The following is a 25,613-nucleotide window of genomic DNA, read 5'->3' on the forward strand; positions in this document are numbered from 1 at the left end:
GCCGGGACGCGAAAACCCCGCCGCTTCAGGCGTTTACACGCCTTCCCGACTTCCCCCGGCAGCTTGTGACGTGCGAGAATCGCGCTAGAACAATTGCGCCGTTTTGCACCCGCCTTCCATCGTATCGGGCACCCGTTCCTCAACGCGGCGCCGTACGATCGTGACGCCGCCGCGTCGAGGAGATCGCGTTGAAAGAGCCGGACAGTTTCACGTCGGATATGCCGTCTACGCCCCGCGCCGCACCGCCGTTTTTGTCCGGCGGCGGCGAACTGGGCGCGCTTATTCGTGCTTACGACTGGACACAGACTTCGCTCGGCGCGCCCGAGAGCTGGCCGCAAGGGCTGAAGCTCGCGATCCGCATCATGCTGACTTCGCGCCAACCCATCTGGATCGGCTGGGGCGACGAGCTCATCAAGTTTTACAACGACCCGTACAAGTCGATCATTGGCGGCAAGCATCCGGTGGCGCTCGGTCAGCCTGCGCGTGTGGTGTGGCGCGAAATCTGGACCGAGATCGAGCCGCTGCTGAACACTGCGATGACGGGCACCGAAGGCATCTTCGTCGAACAGCAGTTCCTCATCATGGAGCGCAATGGCTTCCCCGAGGAAACCTATTACACCTTCTCGTATAGCCCGATTCCCGGCGACGACGGCGAGCCCGGCGGGATCCTCTGCGCCAATAGCGACGACACGCTGCGCGTGGTCGGCGAACGCCAACTGGCGCTCCTGAAGGAACTGGCGGCCGCCAGTCCGGACGGCCGCGACTGGCGCGAGGCATGCGAACTGAGCGCGCGCGCGTTGAAGTCGAATCAGCAGGATATCCCCTTCGCGTTGCTCTATGCCGCCGAACCCGGCAGCGATACGGTTACGCTCGTCGCGTCGAGTGGCGTCGAGCCGGGGCATCCGTTGGCGCCCGCGTCCATGAGTCTGACCGGTGAACCGGCATGGCCCGTGGCCGACGTATTGAATATCCAGGTCCCGCACATGGTGCGCGGTTTGACGCAGCGTTTCGGTACCGAGGTGCCGCGCGGTCCGTGGCACATCGCACCCGAGCAGGCCGTGATTCTGCCGGTGTCGACGGGCAGCGAAACGACGCAAGCGGTGGTGCTGATCGCCGGTCTGAATCCTTGCCGCCTGTTCGACGACGCTTACCGCAGTTTTCTGAATCTGACCGCCGGCCAGATCGGCGCGGCGATCGGTTACGCGCAGGCCTATGAAGAAGAGCGGCGGCGCGCGGAGGCACTGGCCGAAATCGACCGCGCGAAGACCACCTTCTTCTCCAACATCAGCCACGAATTCCGTACGCCGCTGACGCTGATGCTGGGTCCGCTCGAGGAATTGCTCGCCAGGCCGCAGCGGGAGGCGGGCGTCGTCAACGCGGTGCCCGGCGGCGGCAACGACCTCGACGACCGCGCGCTGATCGAGATCACGCATCGCAACGGCTTGCGTCTGCTGAAGCTGGTGAACGCACTGCTGGATTTTTCGCGGATCGAGGCGGGGCGCATTCAGAGTTGCCCGCAGCCTACCGACATTGCCGCCTTCACGGCTGAACTCGCGTCGCTGTTCCAGTCCGCGATCGAGGCGGCTGGCTTGCGGCTCGAGGTGGACGTTCCCGCTGCGCCGGTGGTCGTGCAACTCGACCGCGAGATGTGGGAAAAGGTCGTGATGAACCTGCTGTCGAACGCGTACAAGTTCACGTTCTTCGGCACGATCCGGGTGACGGTGCATGCGATCCAGGGCGAGGGCGTCACGGTCAGCGTGACGGATACCGGCATTGGTATCGCCGAAGAAGAAGTGCCGCGCCTCTTCGAGCGCTTTCATCGCGTGGCGGGTGCGCCGGGCCGCTCGGTCGAAGGCAGCGGCATTGGACTCGCCATGGTGCAGGAGCTGGTCAAGCTGCATGGCGGCACGGTGCAGGTGGACAGCGTACTCGGCGACGGCGCGTGCTTCACGGTCACGCTGCCGCGCGGCGCCGTGCCGGCTCAGACTGAAGACGACGCCGTGCATGCCGCCATGAGCCGACACGCGCGCACGTATGCCGACGCGGCTTTGCGCTGGAGTCCGGAGAACGAGATTCTCGCGGATGCGCCGGTTGCCGACGGCCCGCGCGGCGGCGCAATAGGTTCCGATGCCGCACCGGCGGCTGCCGCGCGCCTGCTGGTGGTCGACGACAACGCGGATTTGCGCGAGTACATGAGCCGGATTCTGCGCGCGGCAGGCCACGACGTGCAGCTCGCCTCCGACGGTCAGGCGGCGCTCGACGCCGCGCGCGCGGCGCCGCCGGATCTGGTGTTGTCCGACGTGATGATGCCGCGCCTCGACGGTTTCGGCCTGCTGCGTGAACTGCGCGCCGATCCCGTGTTGCGCGATACGCCGGTGCTGATGCTGTCCGCCCGCGCGGGGGAGGAATCGCGCCTCGACGGTATCGAGCACGGTGCGGACGACTATCTGACCAAGCCGTTCTCCGCCCGCGAATTGCTGGCCCGCGTGGCCGGCAATTTGCAATTGGCCCGTTTGCGTCGCGAGACCGAAATGAAGCTGCGCGAGGAATCGCGCACGCTGGAAATTCTTAATCGCGTCGGCTCGACGGTCGCGGCCGAACTCGATCTGAGCCGCGCGGTGCAGATCGTGACCGATGCCGCCACCGAACTCGCCGGCGCCGCGTTCGGCTCGTTCTTCTACAACGTGCTCGACGATCATGGCGGCAGTTACACGCTTTACACGCTGTCCGGCGTGCCGAAGGAAACCTTCGATCGCTTCCCGATGCCGCGCAACACGGCGGTGTTCGCGCCCACATTCAGCGGCACGGGGATCGTGCGTGTCGAGGACATCACCCAGGATCCGCGCTACGGCCACAACGCGCCGCATAAGGGCATGCCGGAAGGCCACCTGAAAGTACGCAGCTATCTGGCCGTACCGGTGCAGTCGCGTAGCGGCGAGGTGGTCGGCGGGTTGTTCTTCGGTCACCCGGAGCCCGGCGTGTTCACCGAGCGCGCCGAGCGGATCGTCGTCGGCATCGCCGCGCAGGCGGCCATTGCAATCGACAACGCGCGTCTCTATCAGGCCGCGCAAACCGAGATTGCCGAGCGCACCAAGGCGCAGAACGCGCTAAGCGATCTGAACGAGACGCTGGAACGCCGCGTGATCGAAACGGTGGCGGACCGTGACCGTCTGTGGGAGTTGAGCGAGGATCTGCTGGTGGTCGCCGACATCGAGGGCCGCCTGCAACGCGTAAGCCCGTCGTGGAGCACGGCGCTCGGTCATAACAAGCACTGGCTGCTGTCGCGGTCTTACGTCGACCTGGTGCATCCGGATGACATCGAGGTCGTCGCCGCGCATCTGGCCGAATTGCGCCGTACCGGTGTGCCGGTGCGCTACGAAAACCGCTTCAAGCGGATCGACGGCAGCTGGCGCTGGGTCGCGTGGACGCTCGCGCTCGATCCCGATACCGCACGGATTCACGGCGTGGGCCGCGACGTCACGGCCGACAAGGAAACCACGGAGGCGCTGCACCTCGCCGAAGAAGCGTTGCGCATGGCGCAGAAGATGGAGGCGATCGGCAAGCTCACGGGCGGTGTCGCGCACGACTTCAACAATCTGCTGCAGGTGATTGGCGGCAATCTGCAATTGCTCGCGAAAGACGTCGCGGGCGCGGAGAAGGCCGAGCAACGTGTGCGCAATGCGCTGGCGGGCGTGGCGCGCGGTGCGAATCTCTCGTCGCAATTGCTGGCGTTCGGGCGGCGTCAGCCGCTCGCGCCGAAGGTCGTCAATCTCGGCCGCTTCGTGCGTGGACTCGACGATATGCTGCGGCGTGCGCTCGGCGACGGCGTCGAGATCGAGACCATCGTGTCGGGCGGCCTGTGGAATACGCTGGTCGATCCGTTCCAGGTGGAAAACGCGCTGCTCAATCTGGCGATCAATGCGCGCGACGCGATGAGCGGCCACGGCAAGCTCACGATCGAAGCCGGCAACGCCGCGCTCGACGACGGATACGCCAAGCGCAACGCCGAGGTGACACCCGGCCAGTACGTCATGCTCGCGGTCACGGATACCGGCGCGGGGATGTCGCCGGAAGTGCGCGAGCGCGTCTTCGAACCGTTCTTTACCACCAAGCCGGAAGGTCAGGGCACCGGCCTCGGCTTGAGCATGGTGTACGGTTTCGTCAAGCAGTCCGGCGGCCATGTGAAGATCTATAGCGAAGAAGGGCACGGTACGACCATTCGCATTTATCTGCCGCGCGTCCGCGAGGAAGAGGACCTCGAAACCAATATCGACGCCGGCCCGGCAAAGGGCGGCACGGAAACGATGCTGGTGGTCGAGGACGACGAGGAAGTGCGCACCACCGTGGTCGAAATGCTGTCCGATCTCGGCTATCGCGTGCTGAAGGCGAAAGACGCGCAGAGCGCGCTGGCGATTGTTGAAAGCGGTGTGCCGATCGACATGTTGTTCACCGACGTGGTGATGCCCGGCGCGTTGCGCAGCACCGAACTTGCGCGCAAGGCGCGCGAGCGGCTGCCGGCGATCGCGGTGCTGTTCACGTCGGGCTATACGGATAACGCGATCGTGCATTCCGGGCGGCTCGACGAAGGCATCGAATTGCTCAGCAAGCCGTACACGCACGAGGCGCTGGCGCGCAAAGTCCGCTACGTGTTGCAGACGCAGAATCCGCAAGCGGCCGAGATTGCCGAAGCCGAGCGGCACCTTCTTGAGATCGAGCCGCCACTCGCGGCGGACAGCGCCGACGGTTTTGCCGCGAGCGCACGGCTGCGGATTCTGCTGGTGGAAGACGACGAGTTGATCCGCGTGAGCACGGCGGAATTGCTGCGCACGTTCGAGTTCGACATTCTGGAGGCCGAAGGCGAGCGCGAAGCGAAGCAGATGCTGCGCGATCACGCGATCGACGTGATGCTGACCGACGTGGGGCTGGCCGGCAAGTCCGGGGTGGATCTGGCGTTGGACGTGTGCCGCGAACGGCCCGATCTGCGGGTGATCTTTCTGACCGGCTACGACCTCGTGCTGACGCCGGAACAGCGCAAGGTGTTGCCGCACGCCATGCTGCTGCGCAAGCCCTTCGAAATGCTGGATCTGATCGATGCGCTGAAAACGCCGCTGAGCTAGGCGGGGGACGCTGTGGGCTTGGCAGGGCACACCGGAGTGCCGGCCCGCGCCTGCCGGCTTGCCAGCGGGAAAGCGACGGCGCGCGCTAGAATCGTCGCGCTTGAAGTGAGTCCCCCACTTCCTATCGGAACATCATGAAAACATCGCGCCGCGAATTTCTGCTGAGGCTCAGCGTGGGCGTCGGCTCATCGCTCGTTCTGTCGGGCACCGCGTTCGCCGACCCCGCGAATACGCTCAGCGAAGCCGATCCGAAGGCGCAAGCCGTCGGCTATAAAGAAGACGCTTCGAAGGTCGACAAGGCGAAATATCCCGGCTATGCGGCGGGACAGAATTGCGGCAACTGCTCGCTGTTTCAGGGCAAAACCACCGATACCTACGGCGGCTGCACGCTGTTCGGCGACAAGCAGGTCGCCGCGCGCGGCTGGTGCGATTCGTACTCGAATATGTGACGGGCTGTTGAGCGGCCGCTTCGACGCACCGCGTGTGACCCGCTTGTGACCCGCTTGTGACCCGCTTGTGACCCGTCACCCCAGTGCGCTCAATACCAACTCATGCGATCGGCCAATCCACACTGCCGCGTCGCGATGGTCGCTCAGTGAATCGCCCGTATTCGGGTGCAGGAACACATCGAGCGCGCCGTGATTCAGTGTGAGCCAGCCGACCAGTTCCGCGAATTGCTCGGGCGCGAACGCGAGTTGATACGACCACATAGGGTGCGGCCCAACCGGGCGTTCATGAAAGCGGCCCAATTGCAGCTTGCCGTTCCAGTGCGCTTGCACTACGTCGCGAAAGGCCCACGCGGCGTCGCGGCTGCTCGCGTCGAAATAGATGTGGGCGTGCCAGCTTTCTATGGCTGAGGTGTCGCGAAGGTTCATGGCAGGGTCCGTGGTGAGGTTCAGTCTTTATCCGACATTTATTCTGCTTCAGTTTCCGCCGACGCGCGTGGCGCGTATCGCATGTAAAACTGCATCTCATCTTCGCCGTCGATCTCGAAGCCGAGACGATCATACAGGCGCTTCGCCGGATTGCCTTTGAGCACCTTGAGCGTGACGGGCAACGCATCGGTCCGCGCGATCTGCAAAACCGATTGCAGCGCGCGCTCGCCGATGCCGCGTCCTTGCTGAGCCGGCGCAATTTGCACCTGCACGACGACCCACTCGGTGTGGGTGCGATACGCTTTAAGCAGGCCGGCCGGCGCGCCGTCGATGCAAATCACCTGCGCCGCGTCGTAGCGATGCAGCAGGCGCGCGCGATGGGCGGTGTCGTCCACGGGTTCGCCGGCACGGGTCAGATGCTCCGTCATCGTGGCTTTGCGCAGTTCGAATAGAAAGGCTTCGTCGGCGTGTGTCGCAGGACGCAAGGTGAGGGCGGGTTCTTGAACGGACATGTGGATAGCGTTGGCGGTGCCCACGCGGCAGGTAAGAATGGCTGTGAATTGTCGCGTGCGTTGCGCTTTTTTACCATGCTGCGATGTTTCGGCTTTTCCACGTTTTGCTTCAGCGACGTTGTCGGCGCTATAGGCGTACGGTCAGCGCCGACACCGCCGGGCGCGATGCACGGCGCGCGGCAACAGGCGCGGTCGGCATTTGCGGCTCGCGAGGCAGCGCGCATGCTCGACGCGGTGCGACTGCGCCGCGCTCGCCAGGTTCGGCACAAGCGCTTGAGCGTTTATTGGCATGGGCTTTGCTTTTGCCTAGTTCGCGGATTGGTGGGCGCGGGATCGACACCGCGCGTACCAAACGTCGAACCACCGACGCCTGTCTTTCATCCCGACATGGATTCATTCGCCACGACCTTTGCTCGTGAGGGCGGGGGCGCGTGCGGCGATCGGGGCGGTAGAACCGCGCGGATGGGATGAGTCGACATGATGGAACGCCTGGCCTGCGTTTCCATTCAGTTTGATGCGCCGTCATTCGTTCAAGACGGCGAACGGCTTAACGAACATTGCGAGGTGGGCTATGGAGATTATCGAGCTTGAACCCAGCGTCTCGGCAGACGGACGCGCGGTGATTTTCCAGCTTTCGACGCGAGGCCGGGATCTCGAGTGCGCCGTCACGCGTGAAGCGTTGGAGCAGCATTTCTGGCTACAGCGCGGCGCGGGTGAGGCGCGCATTCTCAAGACGTTCGCGGACGGCCGCCAACGTATCACCGCGGTCGCGGAAAGAAAGATGCTCGCGCGGCCGGGCGAAAAAGTCCTGCTGACCATCAGCGATTTCGTCGCGCGCGGCTGACGGCTGTCGCGATTCTGTCTGACGAATTTTCGTTCGAATCGGCGTTTGAATTTGTGTTACGCCGATTCGCCAAATTAGGCCGCCAATTCCCCTCGCTTCGCCCAATTGCATTCGCAACGACTCCTATAAACTGTTTTCCATGGCGCGACAAATCACCGAGCCCCATCGACGCGGTCTCCCCCCGCGTTGTTTTGAACCGTACCGTTGATGGCAGTGTGCCGCGGTTGTCGAACGCGGCAGGGCAGTAAAGCAGTAGGAAGTCGAAGCAATGGAAAACGGCGCGCAGTGAGTGCGATAAGCGCGCGAAGTAGCAGGGGGTTGCGGCTAGGTGTTGGTGTAGTTGAAGGCGAGGGACCCGGCTGCGATTGAGTGGTAGGTCAGTAGCAAAGGTTTTTGCAGCAGATGTTCGCGTAGTGGCAGTTCAAGCAGTTCAGGCAGTAAAAATGTTGATGTGATGCAGCAACCGCTTCTGCAGTGGCAGTTCGAGTAGCAACAGCGTTTTAGCTTTGATGGTTAGAGGTCGGCAAGCATCCACGCGCATGTGCGACTGTTCCATCCTGTCCGGCCCTGTTCCTTCGCGGGAACAGGGTTTTTTTTCGTCGATGCCACGCGGCGTGACTTGTATTCCTCGCGTTCGAACCGATATGCGAGCGTTGACTTGATACCGCGCCCGTTTGCCGGCCGCGAGTGGGTAGGGCGGCAGGATGCCGCACCTCATTCGGCCCTGCGGGTGTTTAAGTCTGTCTTAATAGTTGCTTGCCATGATGGCTTCACAGACTCGCATTAAGGGCCTGTCAGGCCGCCGGGAAAAGTCGGCGGCGTTTGCCACCGCAGAGCACGATCATTCGGTGGCGAAGCCGAGAATGAGTGATGGAGGTTGAACCGTTATGTCCAATAAGTCGCGAGTCCGCAAGCACCACCAACCGGCCATGTCACCGTTGCTGCGTGCATTGACCTTCAGCCGCACGGCACACGAGCCGGTGACGGCGGCGATGCTGATGCAGTGCTATACCGCCCTCGACGCGTTCCGGCGCGGCCAGGGTTCGCGGGATCTGCATCTGACGCTGAGCCGGCATTTGCTGGTGTCGCAAGAGTTGGCGCGGCTCGGCCTCGGCGAAGACATGATCGCCGAGATTGAAAGCGCCCATGCGGCGATGGTGCGACTCGACGCTCGTGAACACGAAACAGGTAGCTGGGCGCTCGAAGACAGCGACTACGCGCGTCTCTGCACGGCGCTGGCCATCCTTGACGGGCAACTTGCCGTGGCGTCGTTGAGCGAGATCGCGAGCGCGGAAGCGCGGATGATAGAAGGCTTGATGCGCTCCGCGCAGGTCCAGGCTATTGCGGAAGCCGCAGTCTGAAACGGGTCAGCGTTGCTGTTGCCGCGTTTCGCGATCGCATCTCGTAGGGCTTACGAAACAGCGGACTAAGTGAATGGTCACGCTGTCCGAAAGCCCCACGGGGCTCGCGAGAGTCGCGGGCGCTTATTCGTTCACGGGCCGACCGGTCTTTACCGCTTCGACCGCCGCCACTGCGGCCAGCAGGCGTTTGGGTGCGGCGGCTTCGAGCATCAGCAGTCCGGCGCGCAGCAACTCGCTTTTCTTGACGGAGACGCCGGCGTCGAGGCATTTCTGCTTCAGCGAAGCAATTTTTTCGTAGTCGGATTTGGGCATCGTGAAGCTGTCGCGCACGACCTTGTCTTTCTTCACGCGCTTCGGCTTGGCTTCGGCCGGTGCGGCGATTTTTTCCACCTTCGGTTCAACGACGCGCTTGGCCTTGGCGGCCTTCTTCGTCGCGGCCGCTTTGGTTGCGGCCGGTTTTTCAGCCTCTGCGACGGGGGCGGCGGTGACCGGAACCGCCGCGCGTTTTGCTTTGGACGCCTTCTTTGCCGAAGCCGGCTTGGCCGACTTGGTACTGGCCGGTTTCTCAGCGGCCGCTACCGCCGCAGCGCCAGCCGAAGCACGCTTGGTCTTCGCGGCCTTTCGTGCTGCAAACGGTTTGGTCGCTGCGGGTTTGGCCGTAACCGCGGCTTCTGCCGGCTCAGCGCTACCCGTGCCTTGGGTGTCCGAATTCTTCGGGAAATGAAATGCTTTCTTGGTCGGCTTTGCGGTGATCGGTGCGTTCATAGGGCACTCCACGGTAATAATGGTATAAACAGTATATACGGTTATGTGGCGTGTCCCCAAGGCAAAGCGTTACCAGTCAGTCCGCATACTCCCCTTGCTGTCGAAGATCCGCCTGTGCCGCCGCGGAGCGCAGCATGCCCGCGATGGCGTCGCCCGACACTGCGGCGCTGTACAGAAAGCCCTGTCCTTCGCTGCACCCGTGCTCGACCAGAAAGCCGCGCTGTACGTCGGTTTCGACACCTTCGGCAATCACGTCGAACTTCAGCGCCTCGGCAATCGCGATCACCGCGAGCGTCAGCGCTTCATATTCCGTGCCCCTGCCGATCTCCTGCACGAACACCTTGTCGATCTTGATCCGGTCCACGCTGAAGCGTTGCAGATAGCTCAGGCTGGAATAGCCGGTGCCGAAGTCGTCGATCGCGATCTTCACGCCGAGTTCGCGTAGATCGTGCAGCACGCGCGCGGCGTCGTCGGCATTGCGCATCAGCGCGCCTTCCGTCACTTCGAGTTCGAGCATGTCGGCGTCGCAGCCGGTGTCGTGCAACGCGGCGCGCACCACGCCAACCAGGTCGGAGCGCTCCAGTTGATGCGGCGAGACGTTCACCGACACGCGGATTGGCGGCAGCCCCTGCGCTCGCCATTGGCTCGTCTGCTCGCAGGCGGTTCGCAACACCCACTCGCCGATGCCTTGAATCAGGCCGGTTTCTTCGGCGATCGGAATGAACACCGCGGGCGACACCACACCCAGTTCGGCGTCGTGCCAGCGCAGCAGTGCTTCGGCGCCGAAGATACGTCCCGTCACCATATCGATTTGCGGCTGATAGGCGACCTGCAACGACTTCGTTTTCGCGGCGCGGCGCAGCCGGGTCGACAGTTGCAGGCGTTCGGCGGCCGCGCGATTCAACTCGGGCCGGTAAAACTGGTAGCCGTTGCGACCGCGTGACTTCGCGAGGTACATCGCCGCATCCGCGTTGCGGATCAAGGTGTCGGCGTCCGCGCCGTCTTGCGGGAAGGTGCTGACGCCGATGCTGGCTTCCACGTACAGCTCCCGTTCACCAACATAGAACGGTTCCGTCATCGCGGCGATCAGGCGTTCGAGCATGGGCACCAGTTGCTCGCTGCTCGCGCGCGCGGCGACGATGATGAATTCGTCGCCGCCGTAGCGGGCCACCAGATCGGTGGAGCGCACCAGCCGCTGCAGCCGCCTCGCCACGCTGGCGAGCAATGTGTCGCCCACCCGGTGACCGAGCGAATCGTTGACCTCCTTGAAGCGATCGAGGTCGAGGAACATGACCGAGACCTGACTGTTCGCGTCCGACGCGCGTTTGATCGCTTCGCTCAAACGCTCATCAAGTAGCGTGCGATTGGGTAGTTCGGTCAACGCGTCGTATTTCGCCTGATGCTCCAGACGAGCCTGATATTCGACGAGCGCGGTGACGTCGCTCATCACGCCCACGTGATGCGTGACGAGCCCCTGCTCGTCGCGCACCGGCGCCACCAGCACGTTGTTCCAGAATCGCTCGCCGTTCTTGCGGAAACACGACAGCGTGACGTTGGCCTCGGTGTGCTGATCCAGCGCGGCGCGAACCTCGGCCCATTTCTGCGGATCGCCGGTCAGCTGGAACAACGAATCGCAATCCGACCCGGTGACCTCGGCGGACGAATAACCGGTAATGCGCTCGAACGCCGCATTGGCGAATATCACGACGTTGCGCTCGGTGCGGACTTCCGCGATCACGATGCCGTTGATGCTGGCGTCGATGGCGCGGCCCTGCAGGCGCAGCACCAGTTCCGCATTGCGCCGGGCGGTGATGTTGTCGTAGGCGATCAGCACGCCGACGATATGGCCGTTCTGGTCTTTGAGCGGCAGCTTGGTTTCCGAAATCCACACTTCGGAACCGTTCACCGCAATGGCGCTGCGTTCGAAATGCCGGCGGGTCAATTGACCGGACATGACCTGGACGTCTTCGTTCTGCGCGACGTTGGCGTCGGTGCCCCAGAGTAGATCGTGATCGCTGAGGCCGATCAGCGCTTCTCGCGACGGCAGCCCCGCGTCTTTCGCATAAATCTCGTTGCCGCCGACATAGCGATGCTGCGCGTTCTTCCACGCGATGCCTTGCGGAATATGGTCGAGCACGTATTCGAGCGTCTGCTTCGATTCGAACAGTTCGGCGCGCGCCGCTAGTTCGAGCGTGACGTCCACCATGACGGCCATCGTAGACGCGCGGCCTTCGAACGCAACGTTCAGGTGATGCACGGCCATCGATTTTTGCTCGCCTGCGCGGGTCTGGTAGCGCCACACGCCGGCTGCGCGGGTTTCGCCGAAGCTCGCACCGGCATTCGATTCGAAGAACGTCTTGAGGCGGTCGAACTCGTCCGCCGAATGGACGTCTTCGAGCGACATGTCGAGCAGTTCCTCTTCCTGATAGCCGAAGCTCCGCTGCGCGGCGCCATTGGCCGCGACGAGCTTGAGCGACTCGTTGTCGTAGATCCAGATGGGCAGCGGATGTTCGTCGAAGAACCGCTGATAGCGGGCGCGCGCGGAATCCGCGAGGCGCAGCGCGGCACGCAGCCGTCGCGCGATGCGGGCGTTCCAGCGCAGCAGCACCAGCAACAACGCCGCCGCCGTGAAGCCGCTGACCAGCAGCGCGTTGGACACCCATTTCGCGTCCGACGACGATTGGCTAACGACGGAATCGAGCGTGGCGTCCGCCTCCATCCGAACGTCGACTACATGTTCGAGCACGCTGTAGAAATACGCGTCGATTTCGTTGAGTTCCGGGTCGCCGAGACTGACGCTGCCCGGCCGGTCGTTGACCCGTACCGCCAACGCCTGGCTGTGTTCGCCGAGCTTGCGCATCAGATCGTCGAGCTCGTCCAGCCGTGACAGGCAGTCCTGACGATTGCGGCAGCCGGAGCGGGCGTCGTTGGTCAGATCGAGCAACGTCGCCATGGGAAAGTAGTACGGCGCGCGCTTATAAAACGCGCGAGTGCCGATCAGCGTGTTGAGTTCGCCGTGCTCGTCCAGCATGATCTGCTGGACCTGATCGAGGTCGCGCTTCAGGCGTCCCCATTCGTGCAGCGTGCCGACGGAGTTCTCCTGTTCGTGCGTCTGCCGGCGTGCCAGAAACGTATTCAGACCGATCGCGGAAAGAATGAACGCAACGACAATGGCCGTAAACGCCTTGCCGATGAGGTCGCGATGCAATGCCAGCCCTGCAAAGCTGGCGGTGTCGCGCCGTCTCGACGGTCCGCTATGCGTGCGGCTGGGATGCGGCTTTACCATGGATGGCCTCGAGTCCGTCTATCGACGGGATAACGGCCTGCGGAGCGAAGTTCTTGAGTATTACGAAGATTACGAAGAAATACGGAGCGCGGCCCACGCGGACGTGAAGGCGCGCAAACGTGAGCGGACGCCAAGGCGCCGACGCGAAGCCGGACCCCTCTTTGCACCGTGCGGATCGGTCCGCGCGGGTCGAGCCCTTACCAGCCCTTATCAGGCTCGCCAGACCTGTTTCAGTCGCCCGAATTCGGCTGGCCGCGTGTACGACCGGTAGAGCTCGCCGACCGTCCCGAACGCCAGAGCAGGCTTCAGGGTTGCCCCGGGCAGGGCTTCTTCCAGCCAAACGAACGCGTTCATCTCTCGCTGGGCCGCGTGGACCGCCGCCGTGAGCGCCGACAGTGCGCGTTCCGCCGAGTGGCCGCCAAGGTCGACGAAACAGCTCTCAAACGGATGTTTCGCCGGACTTTCGATGTGCAAGGCTGACTTTCGCATGGGCAAAGCGATCTCCTACGCAGATTGCCTGACCTGTATAGCAAGCGATTGTGACAATGCATGACATGCGGCGATTCGAATCCAATCGCAACGGAACGCCGTATATGAGTTCGTGCCAGGCAATCAAGCTTGGCTACTCAGAGATCGCCGGAGAACTACCATGGAAAAGATGACGTTGAATGCCTTGTTGGCCCGTCTCGCTGTCGTTTCACTCTGCGCGTGCGCCGCGACCCTCGCGCAGGCCGGCGGTAATGGGAACGGGGGAAATGGCAGCGGCGGTTCGCACGGCGCGGCAACCGCCGGCATGACCTATCACAGCGAGCCGGTGACAAGCCCGTGGAGCACCGTGCCGGGCGGCATGAAAAGCGATATGAGCATGACGGATACGGCGATGCCCAGCATGTCGGCTAACGACACCGCGAAGACCGCCAAAGCTGCGCAATGAGGGTCGGGCAGAACGCGAACGCCAGGCGCCGCGGATTCAATTGCGGCTGGCGTCGCGACTGTCGCTGCGCGGTCGATCCAGCCTGAAAATGATCACAGCTGTTGCAGTTCGTTTTTCATCCACTCGTGCACGGCGCGACTCAAATCCTGTTGCGACATTTCTTGCGATGAGAACGCGGGCCCGACCACCACGCGGATATGTCCGTGGCCGGTGGGCCAGCCTTTCGCCGGCCACACTTTGCCCGCATTGAGCACCACGGGAACCGCCGGCACGCCTGTCGCGCACGCAAGGCGAACGCCACCCGAGGTCAAACGCAACGGCGCGTCATGCGCCACGCGCGTGCCTTCCGGAAAGATCACGATGACGTCGCCCTTGGCCAGCTTCTCGGCGCTCTCCTGCGTCACGGCCTGATGCGCCTGACGTGCGGAGCCACGGTTCAGGCTGACCATATCGAGGCCACGCAGCACCCAGCCGAAAAACGGAATACGCAGCAGGTCTTCCTTGAACACGAAACTGACGCGACGCGGAAAGAGCGCCATGAACGTGAGCGTTTCCCACGTCGATTCATGACGGCACAAAATAATCGCCGGACCGGCGGGAAGATGTTCAAGTCCTTCGATCGAACATGACACGCCCGGCAGCCAACGCATCACGAACACCAGCGCACGGCACCATTGTCTGGCGAGCCAGTATCGCCCGGCCCGTCCGACGAACGGAAACAACAGCAGGATGATCATGGAATACAGCGTGCCGCTACCGAGCAGGTAGACAATGAACAGCCATTTGGTGAAAGTTGCGCGCATCGGGATTCGAGTGGAGGGTGGACGGTGGAACGATTTCACCGTAACCCGGTGAGACCACGACAGAGGCGATACGTTCGGCCGGTGGGCCGGAGCGGCCGCATGGGGTTGGAACGCAACAGTAACTGATCAATAAAAACGCCCCTCGCGGGGCGTCATGCGTTTATCGAGGGGGCACACCCACGAAGCCGATCATCATAACAACTCATGCGGCGCTTCACGCAACCTTCAATACCACCCTGAAACGCGCGCCCCCGCTCATCATCCGGTCATAGGCCTCGGCGGCGCGTTCGAGCGGGAATTCTTCGATCATGGGTTTGATGCCGGAGAGTGCGCTGAATACGAGCGTATCTTGCGAATCGGCGGATGTGCCCGACGGCCAGCCCTGGATCGAATGACGTCCCATGATGAATTGGGCAATAGGCACTTCAACGGGCTCTTCGGAGATACCGACCATGATCATTTTGCCGTTCAGCCCGAGGCCGCCCACGGCCGCGCTCATGGCCTTGCCGCTTGTGACCGTCGCGAGAATGACCTTGGCGCCGCCGAGTTTGTTGAGTTCGTCCGGAATACTTTGCGTCGTGCTGTCGATGTAGTGATGCGCGCCCAGTTCTTTCGCCAGCGCGGCCTTGTCTTGTCCACGAGCGATGGCGACGGTGTTGAAACCCATTTTCCGCGCGAACTGCACGCCGAGATGTCCCAGGCCGCCGATCCCGAGAATGGCGACCACGTCGCCGGCGCGCGCGCCGCTATGGCGTAGCGCATTGAAGGTGGTAATGCCCGCGCAGAGCAACGGGGCGGCGTCCGCATCGGACAGGTCGTCCGGAATGCTGGCGAGCGCTTCGACCGGCGCCACGACGAACTGGGCATAACCGCCGTCGTAACTGATGCCTGGTACCTGGGCTTTTTCGCAAAGAACGAAATCGCCCTGACGGCAACGCGCGCAGCGGCCGCAGTGGCCGCCGTGCCAGCCGACACCGACGCGTTGGCCGACACGCCATCCCTCTACACCGGCTCCCACCGCGTCGATCACGCCGGCGATTTCATGGCCCGGAACGCGCGGAAATTGCAGGCCCGGCCAGTGCCCTTCTTTGGTCAACGAATCGCTGTGGCAAATACCGCACGCCTGAACCTTGATGCGGACCTGTCCTTCGTTCGCTTCAGGCACGTCGCGTTCGACGAGTTGCAACGGACCACCCGCTTCTTCCACCTGTACGGCCTTCATTCTTGACATGAATTTCACCTCGCTGGTTGTCGGTGTGCGCACGAACTTATTGACCATAGTTGATAATCCAGCGGAAACCAACTTGACGCGCCCGGTTGCCGGCACACGCACGGCTCCATGGCTGCGCGGCTTGGTGGGTCTGTCAGAGCCCCGGAAAAAGGGGGTAAATCATGAGCGATTGATTTGCCCATGTTTGCCCACATGTGCGGGTTTGCTTAAACGCAATCGACACACCGATAGACATGATCAAACCTGAATTCAACGAGCGCGACAGCGCTCGCCCTGACTTGCTGTGTCTTCTCGTCGCGATTGCGGCGGCGTCGTATGCGCTGACCAACGAATGGCGAGTGGACCATGTCGTGCAGATCTGCCGCCAATGGCTGCGGAAAAACGGCTTGAAGATGGACTGGCTGGATCGGGTACGCATCGGCCAGCTCGCGTTGAAGATTGCCCGGCAGGACCTGCTCGAGGCCGGCGTCGCGGTTCGGTTGTCCAGCGTGAATGCGCTGTTCACCAGCGAGATGGAACTCAACGAATCGAGCACGATGGTCCAGCGGATGATGGCGCTTTGCCACGACGCGCTGTGAGCCGATCGCTCGTGACCGTCGCCGCTACGTTGCGTGGAGCAGCGACCTGGCCTGCTCAAGCAACGCGAGAGACGCGGGAAACTCGTTGCGTCCCGCCATTGTCAGCGCTGCTTCGGCGGTGCGCTGGAACAGTTCGTCATGGGATGTCGAGGCTGCCGCGCGGCTGAGTCCCGCGTTGTCGTATCGACGAAAGCACGCGAGTAACTGGAACGCGTCGAACTGCAGGTTCTGCGGTCCCGCCCTGGCCGCGATGTCAGCCGCAGCGCACAGTTGCCGGATGGCAGCGAGAAAAGTAGCGTGGTCCATGGTTCCCTTCTCCTTCATCGACGCCAGCGCGTTCGCTTCACGCCAGTTTGACGTGCGCCGGGTCGAAGCATTCCGCCAGCGCGGCTTGAACCTTGGCGACCGCCGTGTCACGCAGCGCATTGATTCGCCAACCCACTTCGATCGGATACTCTGGCAGCGCCAGCGGGCAGGGTAGAAGCAGAAGTCCCGTTACGCCTGCGATGGCGTGTGCGGCATGCGTCGGGATCGTGGCAATCGCCTCGCTGCCCTTCAGCAAATACGGAAGCCCCGCGAAATGCGTGGTCGAGGCGGCCACCCGGCGTTTGCGTCCGACGCTCGCCAGCATCTCGTCGACTATCCCGACTACACCGCCGGCCGACACCAGAATGTGATCGCGGTTCGCGAAGTCATCGAGCGAAATCGTGGTGTTGCCGCCCCGCAGGCTACCCGGGTCGACGAGACAGGCGTAGCGGCCTTTCCCCAGAACCTGCCGGCTGAGGCCGCGTAACGCGAAGCCGCCCGATGTAATGGCCAGGTCCATCTCCTGATTGGCGAGCGCGTCCGTGACGATCTGGCTGTAGGTCTGGCGAAATATCACGCGCAGACCCGGCGCGCGCTTCGCCATGAGCGCCATGAGCTTGCGGCCGATGGCCAGTTCGAAATCGTCGGACATGCCGATCGCCACGGCTCGACCAAGGAAATCCGTGGGGTTCGGGGACGCGATTGCGAGACTCTGCCGGAATTTATCGAGCGCCTCGCTCACCAGCGGCTTCAGCTCGCTGGCCCGGGAGGTCGGTGTCAGCCCCCGGCCGGTGCGCACGAACATCTGATCGGAATAGAGGCTACGAAGCCGTCTGAGGGCCGCGCTGACGGCCGATTGCGTCATGTCCAGCCGAATGGCCGCCCGGCTTGCTCCGCCTTCTTCGTAGAGGGCTTCGAAGATTTTCAGCAGGTTCAGGTCGACGCCCGAGATATCACTCCGGTTCATATCAGAAAGTTCGAAATGGCGTTCCATTCATTTTATGACGGTCGCAAGATCTGGGACATCCCATTACCGGTTCAATCACCATGTCCAAGTCGAAAGTCGCCGCGCTGCAAATCGGGTCGTCACCCAAGGGTAAGCAGGACACCCTCGAGAACATCCTGGCCTATGAGGCCGAAATTCGGGCGTCGGGCGCGTCCGTGGTCGTGCTGCCCGAAGCACTGCTGGGTGGGTTACCCGAAAGGCGAGATTTTCGGCACGCGGCTCGGCTATCGCTTACCCGAAGGGCGCGAGGCGTTCGCCGATTATTTCCGCAACGCGATCGACGTGCCCGGCCCCGAGACCGACGAACTCGCCGCCTTCTCCACGCGCTGCGATGCGTCTATCGTCATCGGCGTGATCGAGCGATCCGGCAACACGCTTTACTGCACCGCGCTGTTCTTCGAGCCGGGCGCCGGATTGGTCGCGAAACACCGCAAGCTGATGCCGACCGGCACCGAGCGGCTGATCTGGGGCCAAGGCGACGGTTCGACGCTGCCCGTCGTCGAATCGCGCGCGGGGCGTCTGGGCACCGCAATCTGCTGGGAAAACCACATGCCGCTGCTGCGCACGGCGATGTATGCGAAGGGCGTGCAGATCTGGTGCGCGCCGACGGTCGACGAACGCGAGATCTGGCAATGCTCGATGCGCCACATCGCGCATGAGGGACGCTGTTTCGTCGTCAGCGCATGTCAGGTCCAGCCGTCGCCCAAAGCGTTGGGAATCAGCGTGCCCGACTGGGATGAGAACCGTCGTTTGATCAATGGCGGCAGCGTGATCGTCGGGCCGCTCGGGGATATTCTTGCCGGGCCGTTGCTCGGCGAAACGGGTCTGGTCGTCGCGGAAATCGACACGGACGAACTGATTCGTGCGCGTTACGACTTCGACGTCGTGGGGCATTACTCGCGGCCGGATGTGTTCGCGCTCAACGTCGATGAGCGGCAGAAACGATCCGTGGCGTTTAACGACGGGCATCGCGGGTCGTAACGCGCGAACCGGTGAGGCGCGCGGCGCAGTGACGCTGAAAAAAGAAAACGCCCCGCGAGGGGCGTTTTAACGTTCGGTAATCGTCCAGGCCAAGCCAAACCCTAGTCGTTATACCGCGTGATGTCGTAATAGCTGATCCCACTCTGAGCACCGCTCAATTGCACGAGCCGTGAGTTGCCCGCCTGCAGCGGCGTGAACTGGCAGTTCACGCAAGTCTGCACGCCGAGCGAATTGATCCCGGCGCTGACGGTGGTCTGATACTGGCCGAACGTGGTGTTGTTCGGCACGCCGACGGAGAACCCGTCGACTTCGAACGGACCGGCGGCGGCCATGCCGGTCGTCTGAATCTGCACCGACGTGACCGGGTACGCGAGATTCTGACCGTTCACGAGACTCGACCACGTCACGCTCATTGCATATTGCGACGCGGCCAGCGACCCGCCCGGCGTCAGGAACTGCGTCTCGAAGTCCGGCAGCAGCGACGGCCACGCAACCGAACCGCCCGCCGTTGCATTCAGCGGACTGCCCGGATTTACCACCGACGACTGGCCAAGCTGCGCGCCGTTTTTGTCGTAGAACGTGACCGTGTAAGTGGCGAAGGGCGGCACCGTGCTCGCATCGACCGATTGGGGCGCGTAATAGCCGGTCGACGTGGGCGGCGCGAAGCTCGCCGTCGACGACAGCGATTGCCACGACCAGCGGTACAACGACGTGTTGCTATTGGTCACCGCAGGCGAGACCGGCGCGGCGCTCAGCGGCGTGTCCGATATCCCCAGCAGGCTGTTGCCTGCGGCGTTGCGCGGCATCAGCCAGACCGGCGCGGCGAGCCCCGGCCCGGTGACCGACGCCGAATACACCGTCGGATTCAACGCGCTCGGAATCGAAATCGTGAGACCGGACTCGTAGCGATTGACGTCGGCGAGTCGTGAATCGAGGAAGGTGCGGCGCGCGATCTGCGAATTGATCGACACCGCGAATTGCGACTGATTGCCGATCAGATCCCAACCGAGTTGCGTGCCGTTGGCCAGCGTGACCGGTGTGGCGAGCTGTTGCACGAACGTGTACAGCACGCCTTCGATGTTGCCGCTCGCGAGCGTGACCGGCAACTGCACGAACGCCATCTGCTTGCCGTTGCGCGTGAGAAACGCCAGCGTCTTCGGCGAGCCGAAGACCGCGCCGGCGAACACGGCGTCGGGCAGGTTGTGGCCGGTGGCGAGGTCGTTCGAACCGTTCTCGACGTACGCGGCGTCGATCGCCGGAGAGCAGGACGTGTTGAGTGTGCCGGAGGCGGCGCAGGCCGTGAGCAGCGTCGCGAGCGGCTCCAGGTAGTTGGCCGCGGCAGGCGGGGCGGCGAGCATCGTCGACAGGCCGGTCTGCGTGTTCAGCAACAAGGTCGTACCCGGCGCCGCGTTCGATGCCAGCGACAAGCCGCCGCTCGGCGCGCTCGCGACCGACACCGAATCGATCACCGCGTCGGCGCCGGTATGGTTCGGCGTGAAAGCGGTGCCGATCGGATCGAAGCCCGCCGCCTGAATGCCGTTCTGCGCGAGCAGGTTGGTCAGGATCGTGTCGAGCGTGATGGTGGCGATTTGCACCTGCTGCAGCGTCACCTGGGCGAGCGCCGTGCTCGCCGTGAGGTCGATCGGGTTGCCCGAGGCGGTCAGCATCGCGGCGATCGCGGTGGTCAGCGGGGTCACGTTGGCGACTGCCGGCGCCGTGCCGCTGGGCAGCCTGGCGAGCACGGAGACGAGCGGCGAGGCGAGGCCGGCGGCATCTGTAGCGACGATCACGAACGGCGCGGTCAGGTTCTTCACGGAGAGCGTGTACGCGCCCTGCGCGCCGCTGGTCGCGCTGACCGTCGCGCCGGTCGCGTCGATGAGCGTGACATTGGCGCCGACGAGCGGACTGCCGGAGGCGACCGTGCCGCTCACCGAACTGGCGGTGACAGTCTGCGTGCCCGATGAGGCGGTGCTGGAACCGCCGCTGCCGCCGCAACCGCTGAGTTGGAAAAAGGCCAAAGCCGCGGCGGCCGCCAAGGCCGTGCGTACTGACGATCGATACATGAAATTCCCCGATGTCCTGATTATTGGAGTCGTTTGTTTTTGCCGGCCGATTATGCCGATGAGCGCGCCACTATCCGGCTTTATTGTGGTGTTGTGTAGCCAAACCGAAAGAATCCGATTATTCGCGGTCGCTAAACTTAAAACGATAAACGGCATTTTTGCCGGCCGACTTTAACGATTTCGGAGAATACTTCAAAGCGCCGTTATCGTGTCGCATGCCAAAAGTAAATCCCTATGCGTGACGGATATTACGAGTCCTCGTAAAGGTGACGAGCGGCCGCGGTTCCCGAGCCGGATTGGGTTTGCCGGAGTCTTTCACGCTTGTTAGACTGGCTGCCCCACTCGCCGCCAGCGCGACCTGTGCCGCCATCCGCCTGCCGGGCGTTCATGCGGGCAGGGCAATCAATCGGAGACGCCATGTCTTACATGCTGCTCATCGTTGAACCGACCAACCAGCGCGTCGAACGCGGTGAAGCCGCCGGGCGCGAAGTCTACGATCAGATGGTGCGCTACGCCACGAACCTGAAAGAGCGCGGCAAATTGCTGGCGGTCGAATCGCTGACTTCGTCGAACGACGCCGTGCGCGTTCAGGTGCGCGACGGCCAGCCGAAACTGCTCGACGGCCCGTTCGCCGAAGCCAAGGAAATGATCGGCGGCTTCTTCCTGCTCAATTGCGACACTCGCGAAGAAGCCGTGGCGATCGCCGAGGCCTGCCCGGCGGCCTCATGGTGCACGGTCGAAGTCCGCAAGCTCGGGCCGTGCTTCATGTAGGCGATTCGTCCCGCTGCTGTTCTTTGGTCGGGGGTTTTCCCTGGCATGCCGGTTCGCCTGTCGATCCGGCGGCGCGTTGCTCGTCGTGTGAGTAAGGAGCCGCCCATTTGCGCGGCTCCGCTTCTCACCACGCACAAGGAGAACGGCAATGCGATTCATGATTCTGGTCAAGGCAACGGCTGCCAGCGAAGCCGGCGTGATGCCGGAAGCCTCCCTGATGGCGGCAATGGGCGCCTACCATCAGGAACTGGCGAAGGCTGGCGTGCTACTCGACGCCACCGGGCTGCAACCCAGTTCTAAGGGCTGGCGCCTTCGCTATAGCGGTGGCCAGCGGACCGTGGTTGATGGCCCATTCACCGAAGCCAAAGAACTGATTGCCGGCTACACGCTGATTCAGGTGCGGTCGCGCGAAGAAGCCATGGAGTGGGCGCGACGCTATCCGGCGCCGTTCGGCGAACACGCCGACGGTGAAATCGAAGTGCGGCAGTTGTTCGAACTCGACGACTTCGAGCCTGGCGAGGAGCGGGAGAAGTTTCGCGATCTGGACGCGAACCGGCGTTGAGCGCTGACTCACACGCTGATCCCGCCGCGTCCTCGCCGCCCTGTCGAAAACCATGATTCATGGATGCCATCATGCATAAGCAGATTTACGTCAATCTCGCCGTCAACGATCTCGAGCGCTCGAAAGCCTTTTTCAGCGCGATCGGTTTCAGCTTCGATCCGCAGTTCACGAACGAGCAAGCCGCCTGTCTGATCCTCGGCGAAAACCTCTACGCGATGCTGCTGGTCAAGGAACTGTTCAAGTCCTTCACGCGCAAGCCGCTGTGCAATCCGAAGGAGAGCACCGAGGCCTTGCTGGGCTTGTCGTGCGAAAGCCGTGGCGAGGTGGATGCCCTGGTGGCCAAGGCTCGCGCCGCCGGTGGTGCCGTGCCGCGCGCGCCGCAAGACTATGGCTTCATGTACGGTCACGGCTTCGAGGATATCGACGGACATATCTGGGAGCTGATCTACATGGATCCGAACGGCAAGGCAGCGGGCTGACACTGTGACGATACCGGCCACCCATCGTGCCATCGAGGCAGTCTGGCGGATCGAATCCGCGAAAGTCATCGCTCACGTCGCGCGGATCGTGCGCGACGTGGGGCTCGCCGAAGAGCTGGCACAAGATGCATTGGTGGCCGCGCTCGAGCATTGGCCCGACGCGGGCGTCCCCGACAATCCGGGAGCGTGGCTGATGGCCACCGCGAAAAACCGCGCGCTCGACCGTTTGCGGCAGGAAGCGCTGCATGCGCGCAAGCGTGAAGAGCTGGGCCACGACCTCGACGCAGTGGAGGCGCATCTCGTGCCGGATTTCGTCGACGCTCTCGACGCCGCCCGTGCCGACGATATCGGCGACGATCTGCTGCGGCTGGTGTTCACCGCGTGTCACCCCGTGTTGTCCACCGACGCCCGGGTCGCGCTTACGCTGCGCCTGCTCGGCGGTCTCACCACGGACGAAATCGCCCGCGCGTTCCTGGTGCCCGAGCCCACCGTCGCGCAACGCATTGTGCGGGCCAAACGCACACTGACGGCGGCCAAGGTGCCGTTCGAGGTGCCGCAGGCGGACGCGCGTGCGGCGCGGCTCGTATCAGTGTTGCAGGTGATCTATCTGATCTTCAACGAAGGCTATTCGGCCACGGCCGGCGACGACTGGATGCGCCCTGCACTTTGCGAGGAAGCATTGCGACTGGGTCGCGTGCTTAGCAGTCTGATGCCCGACGAAAGCGAAGTGCACGGCCTTGTCGCGTTGATGGAGATTCAGGCGTCGCGTACTCATGCGCGTACCGACGCACAGGGTCGCCCGGTGTTGTTGCTCGATCAGGATCGCAGCCGCTGGGACCCGCTGCTGATTCGTCGCGGGCTGGCCGCGCTCGAAGCCGCGCACGCGCTGAACGGCGCGAGCGGCGCGTATGCACTGCAGGCCGCGCTGGCGGCGTGTCATGCGCGCGCCCGCCGCGCTGAAGACACGGACTGGGCGCAGATCGTTGCGCTATACGACGCGTTGGCGCAGGTCGCGCCTTCGCCGGTGGTCGAGTTGAATCGGGCGGTGGCCGTAGGCATGGCCTTCGGTCCGGCGGCCGGTCTGGAAATTGTCGACGCGCTCGCCGCCGATGCCTTGCTCGCGAACTATCAGTGGCTGCCGAGCGTTCGTGGCGATCTGCTCGCGAAACTCGGGCGCGTGAGTGAGGCGCGTGCGGAGTTCGAGCGCGCGGCGGCGATGACGCGCAACGCGCGCGAACGTGAGTTGCTGCTTGAACGTGCTCGTGGCATGACGTCTTGAATGGAATGCGGTGCGCCGCGAGCACGCGTGTTATGTGCCGCGATTTCACCCGGCGACCGCCCGCAGCAGGTAGAACTCACGCTGCCCGGTCTCCTGCGGCGGATTGGCCAGCGGTTCGAGATAACGAGTGATGCCGATATCGCCGAAGCCCGCTGCCGCGCACGCCGCTTCCAACGTCGCGGCATCGTGCACGGCGAAACCGTAGTCCGCAAACGGCAATTCAACGGCGGCGTCCGGCGTGATGGCCGCGATCACCAGCGTGCCGTCCACGCGCAGTACGCGGCGCATGCCCTTCAGGCCGGCCGCGAGCTTGGGCCAGAAATACGTGCTGTTGATCGTGATCGCCTTGTCGAACGAGGCATTTGAGAAGGGCATGGCGACGACGTCCGCGGTTTCGAACGCCACGCGGCCTTCGCGGACATAGGCCGCATTGCGGCAGCGTGCCACGGCGATCATGGTGGGCGAGATATCGACGCCGGTGTAATGCACGCCATGGGCCTGGTCCAGCACGAACGGAACATGTGCGCCGTTGCCGAGACCGACTTCGAGAATGCGCTCGTTGGCGTGCAGATCGAGAAACTCGAACGACGCCTCGATCACGGCGCGGTTCGAATGTTCCAGCATGTCGCCGACCGCGATGCCGATGCTGCCCGCAGGACAGCCGAGTTGCGGCAGCAGAATGCTTTCGTCGAGATGGGCCACGCCCGCGCGCGCGCCTGGTAGCTCAGTGGTTTTGTTCACAGTGATTCCTCCATGACGGATTGCACCGGACCTCACGATTGCATCGAAGTGGACGTTTGCATTCGTGTGTGAATTAATCCGGCATCCTTAATTTATGTCATGAGGTAGGGTGGGCGGGTATCTCTTTAATGGTCAACGGGTTCTGGCGCAAACGGACGTGCGGCGTGACAGGCTGTCATGCGTGTCGCCCGGCCCAGAATGCGGCCAAGCGACACAGGCGCGCATCAGGCCGACAGAAGTGCCATCGCGCCGGTGATGACACCCGCTGCCGCAACCACGAACGACAGATTGCGCAACCATTTCTTGCGCGTCAGCAACGTGATCGCGCACAGCGCGATTGCCACCTGAATCAGCGTGGTGGCTTGCGCCCAGCGATGATGTCCGTGCAACAGCGCTTCGCTTTTGGCGTCGTTATCCACGACGTCTTTTTCGATCGCTTCGGCCTTCGCGCGGATCGGTTCTTTCTGCGACTTGTATTTGTCGACGTCGGCGAGGAATTTCGCGTGAGCGTCGATATTGCCGGTGGACAGCGCCGCGCCGAGTTCAGCGAGATTCTGTTTCTCGCCCTTGGCCTGGTAGTAGTTCCACTGGTTCGACGCCTCGGTCTTTTTGATCGCGGCTTCGTTCTTGTAGTACAGCGCCAGATTTTCACTGTTGCCGCTTTGATAGGCGCAGAGCGCGCCGATCGTCGCGAGGATCGCCGTCATCACGGCCATCCGGCTCGCAAAAGGGTCTTCGTCGTGGTGACCGGCGTGTTCCACTGCATGGTCGTGCGGACCATGCACTTCAAACTCTTCAGACATCTGATTCTCCGAGGCAATGCTTTCTTGTCGTCATCGGGCGGCGCGCCGTCATGTGGCGCATGAGCCCGGCGGGCTCAATCTTAGCGTGTGACGCCCGAGGATGGGAAAGGTGCCCCGCGCGATCAATGCAGACCCGCGGCCAGCCAGGTGCGCACGAGCGGAATGACGTGCTCGCCGCCCAGCATGCCGAGCAGGCCAACCAGCGCGACGGTGGGCGGCGCCGGCGACTTCACGTTCATCACGCTGTAGAGCAGGCCGACCACCACACCGGCGGCCAGCGAGACCAGATACGCTTTCATGTTGGTTGTCCCTGTTA

At 63.2% G+C, this 25,613-nt stretch carries 24 protein-coding genes and 1 pseudogene; 12 read left to right on the plus strand and 13 right to left on the minus strand.

From position 1 onward, the window contains the following. Nucleotides 1-218 precede the first annotated feature (218 nt). Nucleotides 219-5,117 carry a response regulator gene (locus tag B0G83_RS00380; protein WP_105506504.1) on the plus strand — a complete coding sequence of 1,633 codons (4,899 nt, stop codon included), beginning with the start codon at nt 219-221 and terminating at the stop codon, nt 5,115-5,117. Nucleotides 5,118-5,251: 134 nt separating this feature from the next. Further along, complete coding sequence (locus tag B0G83_RS00385; RefSeq protein WP_105505472.1) at nt 5,252-5,566, plus strand: high-potential iron-sulfur protein; 315 nt, start codon at nt 5,252-5,254, stop codon at nt 5,564-5,566. A gap of 75 nt (nt 5,567-5,641) precedes the next feature. Here the strand turns inward: B0G83_RS00385 and B0G83_RS00390 are convergent, their stop codons facing one another. Further along, a complete protein-coding gene (locus B0G83_RS00390) occupies nt 5,642-5,992 on the minus strand; it encodes a DOPA 4,5-dioxygenase family protein (protein ID WP_105505473.1) in 351 nt (116 codons plus the stop codon). 38 nt (nt 5,993-6,030) lie between these two features. Then, entirely contained in the window at nt 6,031-6,504 is a 474-nt protein-coding gene (locus B0G83_RS00395) for a GNAT family N-acetyltransferase (RefSeq protein ID WP_105505474.1), read from the minus strand. Nucleotides 6,505-7,075: 571 nt separating this feature from the next. On the opposite strand from B0G83_RS00395, the gene B0G83_RS00400 reads away from it, so the two are divergent. After that, a complete protein-coding gene (locus tag B0G83_RS00400) occupies nt 7,076-7,348 on the plus strand; it encodes a DUF1488 domain-containing protein (protein WP_105505475.1) in 273 nt (90 codons plus the stop codon). An 887-nt stretch (nt 7,349-8,235) separates the two neighbouring features. Next, nucleotides 8,236-8,709 carry a hypothetical protein gene (locus B0G83_RS00405; RefSeq protein ID WP_105505476.1) on the plus strand — a complete coding sequence of 158 codons (474 nt, stop codon included), beginning with the start codon at nt 8,236-8,238 and terminating at the stop codon, nt 8,707-8,709. Between the two features lie 123 nt (nt 8,710-8,832). Here B0G83_RS00405 and B0G83_RS39510 read toward each other — a convergent pair whose 3' ends face one another. The 3 genes from B0G83_RS39510 to B0G83_RS00420 form a co-directional block, all read right to left on the minus strand. Next, the gene (locus B0G83_RS39510) at nt 8,833-9,534 is read right to left on the minus strand and encodes a hypothetical protein (protein ID WP_374954879.1); all 702 of its coding nucleotides are present in this window, start codon (nt 9,532-9,534) and stop codon (nt 8,833-8,835) included. Nucleotides 9,535-9,550: 16 nt separating this feature from the next. Further along, nucleotides 9,551-12,760, minus strand: coding sequence for an EAL domain-containing protein (locus tag B0G83_RS00415; RefSeq protein ID WP_105505478.1), 3,210 nt, complete (start codon nt 12,758-12,760; stop codon nt 9,551-9,553). Nucleotides 12,761-12,970: 210 nt separating this feature from the next. Beyond that, nucleotides 12,971-13,249 carry a hypothetical protein gene (locus B0G83_RS00420; RefSeq protein ID WP_105505479.1) on the minus strand — a complete coding sequence of 93 codons (279 nt, stop codon included), beginning with the start codon at nt 13,247-13,249 and terminating at the stop codon, nt 12,971-12,973. A gap of 160 nt (nt 13,250-13,409) precedes the next feature. Between B0G83_RS00420 and B0G83_RS00425 the strand changes: the two genes are divergently transcribed. Further along, nucleotides 13,410-13,694, plus strand: a complete 285-nt coding sequence (locus B0G83_RS00425; RefSeq protein ID WP_105505480.1) for a hypothetical protein — start codon at nt 13,410-13,412, stop codon at nt 13,692-13,694. A gap of 92 nt (nt 13,695-13,786) precedes the next feature. On the opposite strand, the gene B0G83_RS00430 is transcribed toward B0G83_RS00425, so the two are convergent. Next, nucleotides 13,787-14,497 (minus strand): 1-acyl-sn-glycerol-3-phosphate acyltransferase, encoded by a 711-nt coding sequence (locus B0G83_RS00430; RefSeq protein ID WP_105505481.1) that lies wholly within the window; start codon nt 14,495-14,497, stop codon nt 13,787-13,789. 214 nt (nt 14,498-14,711) lie between these two features. Next, on the minus strand, nt 14,712-15,728 hold the full coding sequence (locus tag B0G83_RS00435) for an alcohol dehydrogenase (protein WP_105506505.1): 1,017 nt from the start codon (nt 15,726-15,728) through the stop codon (nt 14,712-14,714). Between the two features lie 233 nt (nt 15,729-15,961). Here B0G83_RS00435 and B0G83_RS00440 point away from each other — a divergent pair, with 233 nt between their 5' ends. Next, nucleotides 15,962-16,306 carry a hypothetical protein gene (locus B0G83_RS00440; protein WP_105505482.1) on the plus strand — a complete coding sequence of 115 codons (345 nt, stop codon included), beginning with the start codon at nt 15,962-15,964 and terminating at the stop codon, nt 16,304-16,306. A gap of 24 nt (nt 16,307-16,330) precedes the next feature. Here the strand turns inward: B0G83_RS00440 and B0G83_RS00445 are convergent, their stop codons facing one another. Both B0G83_RS00445 and B0G83_RS00450 read right to left on the minus strand, forming a co-directional pair. Continuing rightward, a complete protein-coding gene (locus B0G83_RS00445) occupies nt 16,331-16,612 on the minus strand; it encodes a hypothetical protein (protein WP_146120137.1) in 282 nt (93 codons plus the stop codon). A 37-nt stretch (nt 16,613-16,649) separates the two neighbouring features. Continuing rightward, nucleotides 16,650-17,579, minus strand: coding sequence for a LysR substrate-binding domain-containing protein (locus B0G83_RS00450; protein ID WP_105505484.1), 930 nt, complete (start codon nt 17,577-17,579; stop codon nt 16,650-16,652). Nucleotides 17,580-17,659: 80 nt separating this feature from the next. On the opposite strand from B0G83_RS00450, the pseudogene B0G83_RS00455 reads away from it, so the two are divergent. Then, a pseudogene (locus tag B0G83_RS00455) lies at nt 17,660-18,599 on the plus strand (carbon-nitrogen hydrolase family protein). 101 nt (nt 18,600-18,700) lie between these two features. Here the strand turns inward: B0G83_RS00455 and B0G83_RS00460 are convergent. Then, nucleotides 18,701-20,530 (minus strand): carboxypeptidase-like regulatory domain-containing protein, encoded by a 1,830-nt coding sequence (locus B0G83_RS00460; RefSeq protein ID WP_258167631.1) that lies wholly within the window; start codon nt 20,528-20,530, stop codon nt 18,701-18,703. Here B0G83_RS00460 and B0G83_RS39025 point away from each other — a divergent pair. From B0G83_RS39025 to B0G83_RS00480, 5 genes are all read left to right on the plus strand, one after another. Then, a complete protein-coding gene (locus B0G83_RS39025; RefSeq protein WP_258167632.1) occupies nt 20,520-20,837 on the plus strand; it encodes a hypothetical protein in 318 nt (105 codons plus the stop codon). The two genes, B0G83_RS00460 and B0G83_RS39025, sit on opposite strands and share 11 nt — an antisense overlap. Before the next feature lie 242 nt (nt 20,838-21,079). Further along, nucleotides 21,080-21,433, plus strand: coding sequence for a YciI family protein (locus B0G83_RS00465; RefSeq protein WP_105505486.1), 354 nt, complete (start codon nt 21,080-21,082; stop codon nt 21,431-21,433). Between the two features lie 148 nt (nt 21,434-21,581). Beyond that, on the plus strand, nt 21,582-21,995 hold the full coding sequence (locus B0G83_RS00470; RefSeq protein WP_105505487.1) for a YciI family protein: 414 nt from the start codon (nt 21,582-21,584) through the stop codon (nt 21,993-21,995). Nucleotides 21,996-22,066: 71 nt separating this feature from the next. Beyond that, complete coding sequence (locus tag B0G83_RS00475) at nt 22,067-22,474, plus strand: VOC family protein (RefSeq protein WP_105506506.1); 408 nt, start codon at nt 22,067-22,069, stop codon at nt 22,472-22,474. 4 nt (nt 22,475-22,478) lie between these two features. Next, nucleotides 22,479-23,753 carry an RNA polymerase sigma factor gene (locus B0G83_RS00480; RefSeq protein WP_105505488.1) on the plus strand — a complete coding sequence of 425 codons (1,275 nt, stop codon included), beginning with the start codon at nt 22,479-22,481 and terminating at the stop codon, nt 23,751-23,753. Nucleotides 23,754-23,798: 45 nt separating this feature from the next. Here the strand turns inward: B0G83_RS00480 and B0G83_RS00485 are convergent, their stop codons facing one another. The 3 genes from B0G83_RS00485 to B0G83_RS00495 form a co-directional block, all read right to left on the minus strand. Then, nucleotides 23,799-24,494 carry a class I SAM-dependent methyltransferase gene (locus tag B0G83_RS00485; protein WP_105505489.1) on the minus strand — a complete coding sequence of 232 codons (696 nt, stop codon included), beginning with the start codon at nt 24,492-24,494 and terminating at the stop codon, nt 23,799-23,801. A 224-nt stretch (nt 24,495-24,718) separates the two neighbouring features. After that, on the minus strand, nt 24,719-25,297 hold the full coding sequence (locus B0G83_RS00490; RefSeq protein WP_105505490.1) for a DUF4337 domain-containing protein: 579 nt from the start codon (nt 25,295-25,297) through the stop codon (nt 24,719-24,721). A gap of 122 nt (nt 25,298-25,419) precedes the next feature. Next, a complete protein-coding gene (locus B0G83_RS00495; protein ID WP_105505491.1) occupies nt 25,420-25,596 on the minus strand; it encodes a DUF1427 family protein in 177 nt (58 codons plus the stop codon). Nucleotides 25,597-25,613 lie beyond the last annotated feature (17 nt).

Source organism: Paraburkholderia sp. BL21I4N1 (genome assembly GCF_002973525.1).
In the GTDB taxonomy this organism is placed as follows: domain Bacteria; phylum Pseudomonadota; class Gammaproteobacteria; order Burkholderiales; family Burkholderiaceae; genus Paraburkholderia.

Excerpts from the sequence above, each read along its gene's own strand:
- B0G83_RS00380 (WP_105506504.1), top strand. The coding sequence starts at position 219 with ATGCCGTCTACGCCCCGCGCCGCACCGCCGTTTTTGTCCGGCGGCGGC.
- B0G83_RS00385 (WP_105505472.1), top strand. The coding sequence starts at position 5,252 with ATGAAAACATCGCGCCGCGAATTTCTGCTGAGGCTCAGCGTGGGCGTC.
- B0G83_RS00390 (WP_105505473.1), bottom strand. The coding sequence starts at position 5,992 with ATGAACCTTCGCGACACCTCAGCCATAGAAAGCTGGCACGCCCACATC.
- B0G83_RS00395 (WP_105505474.1), bottom strand. The coding sequence starts at position 6,504 with ATGTCCGTTCAAGAACCCGCCCTCACCTTGCGTCCTGCGACACACGCC.
- B0G83_RS00400 (WP_105505475.1), top strand. The coding sequence starts at position 7,076 with ATGGAGATTATCGAGCTTGAACCCAGCGTCTCGGCAGACGGACGCGCG.
- B0G83_RS00405 (WP_105505476.1), top strand. The coding sequence starts at position 8,236 with ATGTCCAATAAGTCGCGAGTCCGCAAGCACCACCAACCGGCCATGTCA.
- B0G83_RS00415 (WP_105505478.1), bottom strand. The coding sequence starts at position 12,760 with ATGGTAAAGCCGCATCCCAGCCGCACGCATAGCGGACCGTCGAGACGG.
- B0G83_RS00420 (WP_105505479.1), bottom strand. The coding sequence starts at position 13,249 with ATGCGAAAGTCAGCCTTGCACATCGAAAGTCCGGCGAAACATCCGTTT.
- B0G83_RS00425 (WP_105505480.1), top strand. The coding sequence starts at position 13,410 with ATGGAAAAGATGACGTTGAATGCCTTGTTGGCCCGTCTCGCTGTCGTT.
- B0G83_RS00430 (WP_105505481.1), bottom strand. The coding sequence starts at position 14,497 with ATGCGCGCAACTTTCACCAAATGGCTGTTCATTGTCTACCTGCTCGGT.
- B0G83_RS00435 (WP_105506505.1), bottom strand. The coding sequence starts at position 15,728 with ATGTCAAGAATGAAGGCCGTACAGGTGGAAGAAGCGGGTGGTCCGTTG.
- B0G83_RS00440 (WP_105505482.1), top strand. The coding sequence starts at position 15,962 with ATGATCAAACCTGAATTCAACGAGCGCGACAGCGCTCGCCCTGACTTG.
- B0G83_RS00445 (WP_146120137.1), bottom strand. The coding sequence starts at position 16,612 with ATGGACCACGCTACTTTTCTCGCTGCCATCCGGCAACTGTGCGCTGCG.
- B0G83_RS00450 (WP_105505484.1), bottom strand. The coding sequence starts at position 17,579 with ATGAACCGGAGTGATATCTCGGGCGTCGACCTGAACCTGCTGAAAATC.
- B0G83_RS00465 (WP_105505486.1), top strand. The coding sequence starts at position 21,080 with ATGTCTTACATGCTGCTCATCGTTGAACCGACCAACCAGCGCGTCGAA.
- B0G83_RS00470 (WP_105505487.1), top strand. The coding sequence starts at position 21,582 with ATGCGATTCATGATTCTGGTCAAGGCAACGGCTGCCAGCGAAGCCGGC.
- B0G83_RS00475 (WP_105506506.1), top strand. The coding sequence starts at position 22,067 with ATGCATAAGCAGATTTACGTCAATCTCGCCGTCAACGATCTCGAGCGC.
- B0G83_RS00490 (WP_105505490.1), bottom strand. The coding sequence starts at position 25,297 with ATGTCTGAAGAGTTTGAAGTGCATGGTCCGCACGACCATGCAGTGGAA.
- B0G83_RS00495 (WP_105505491.1), bottom strand. The coding sequence starts at position 25,596 with ATGAAAGCGTATCTGGTCTCGCTGGCCGCCGGTGTGGTGGTCGGCCTG.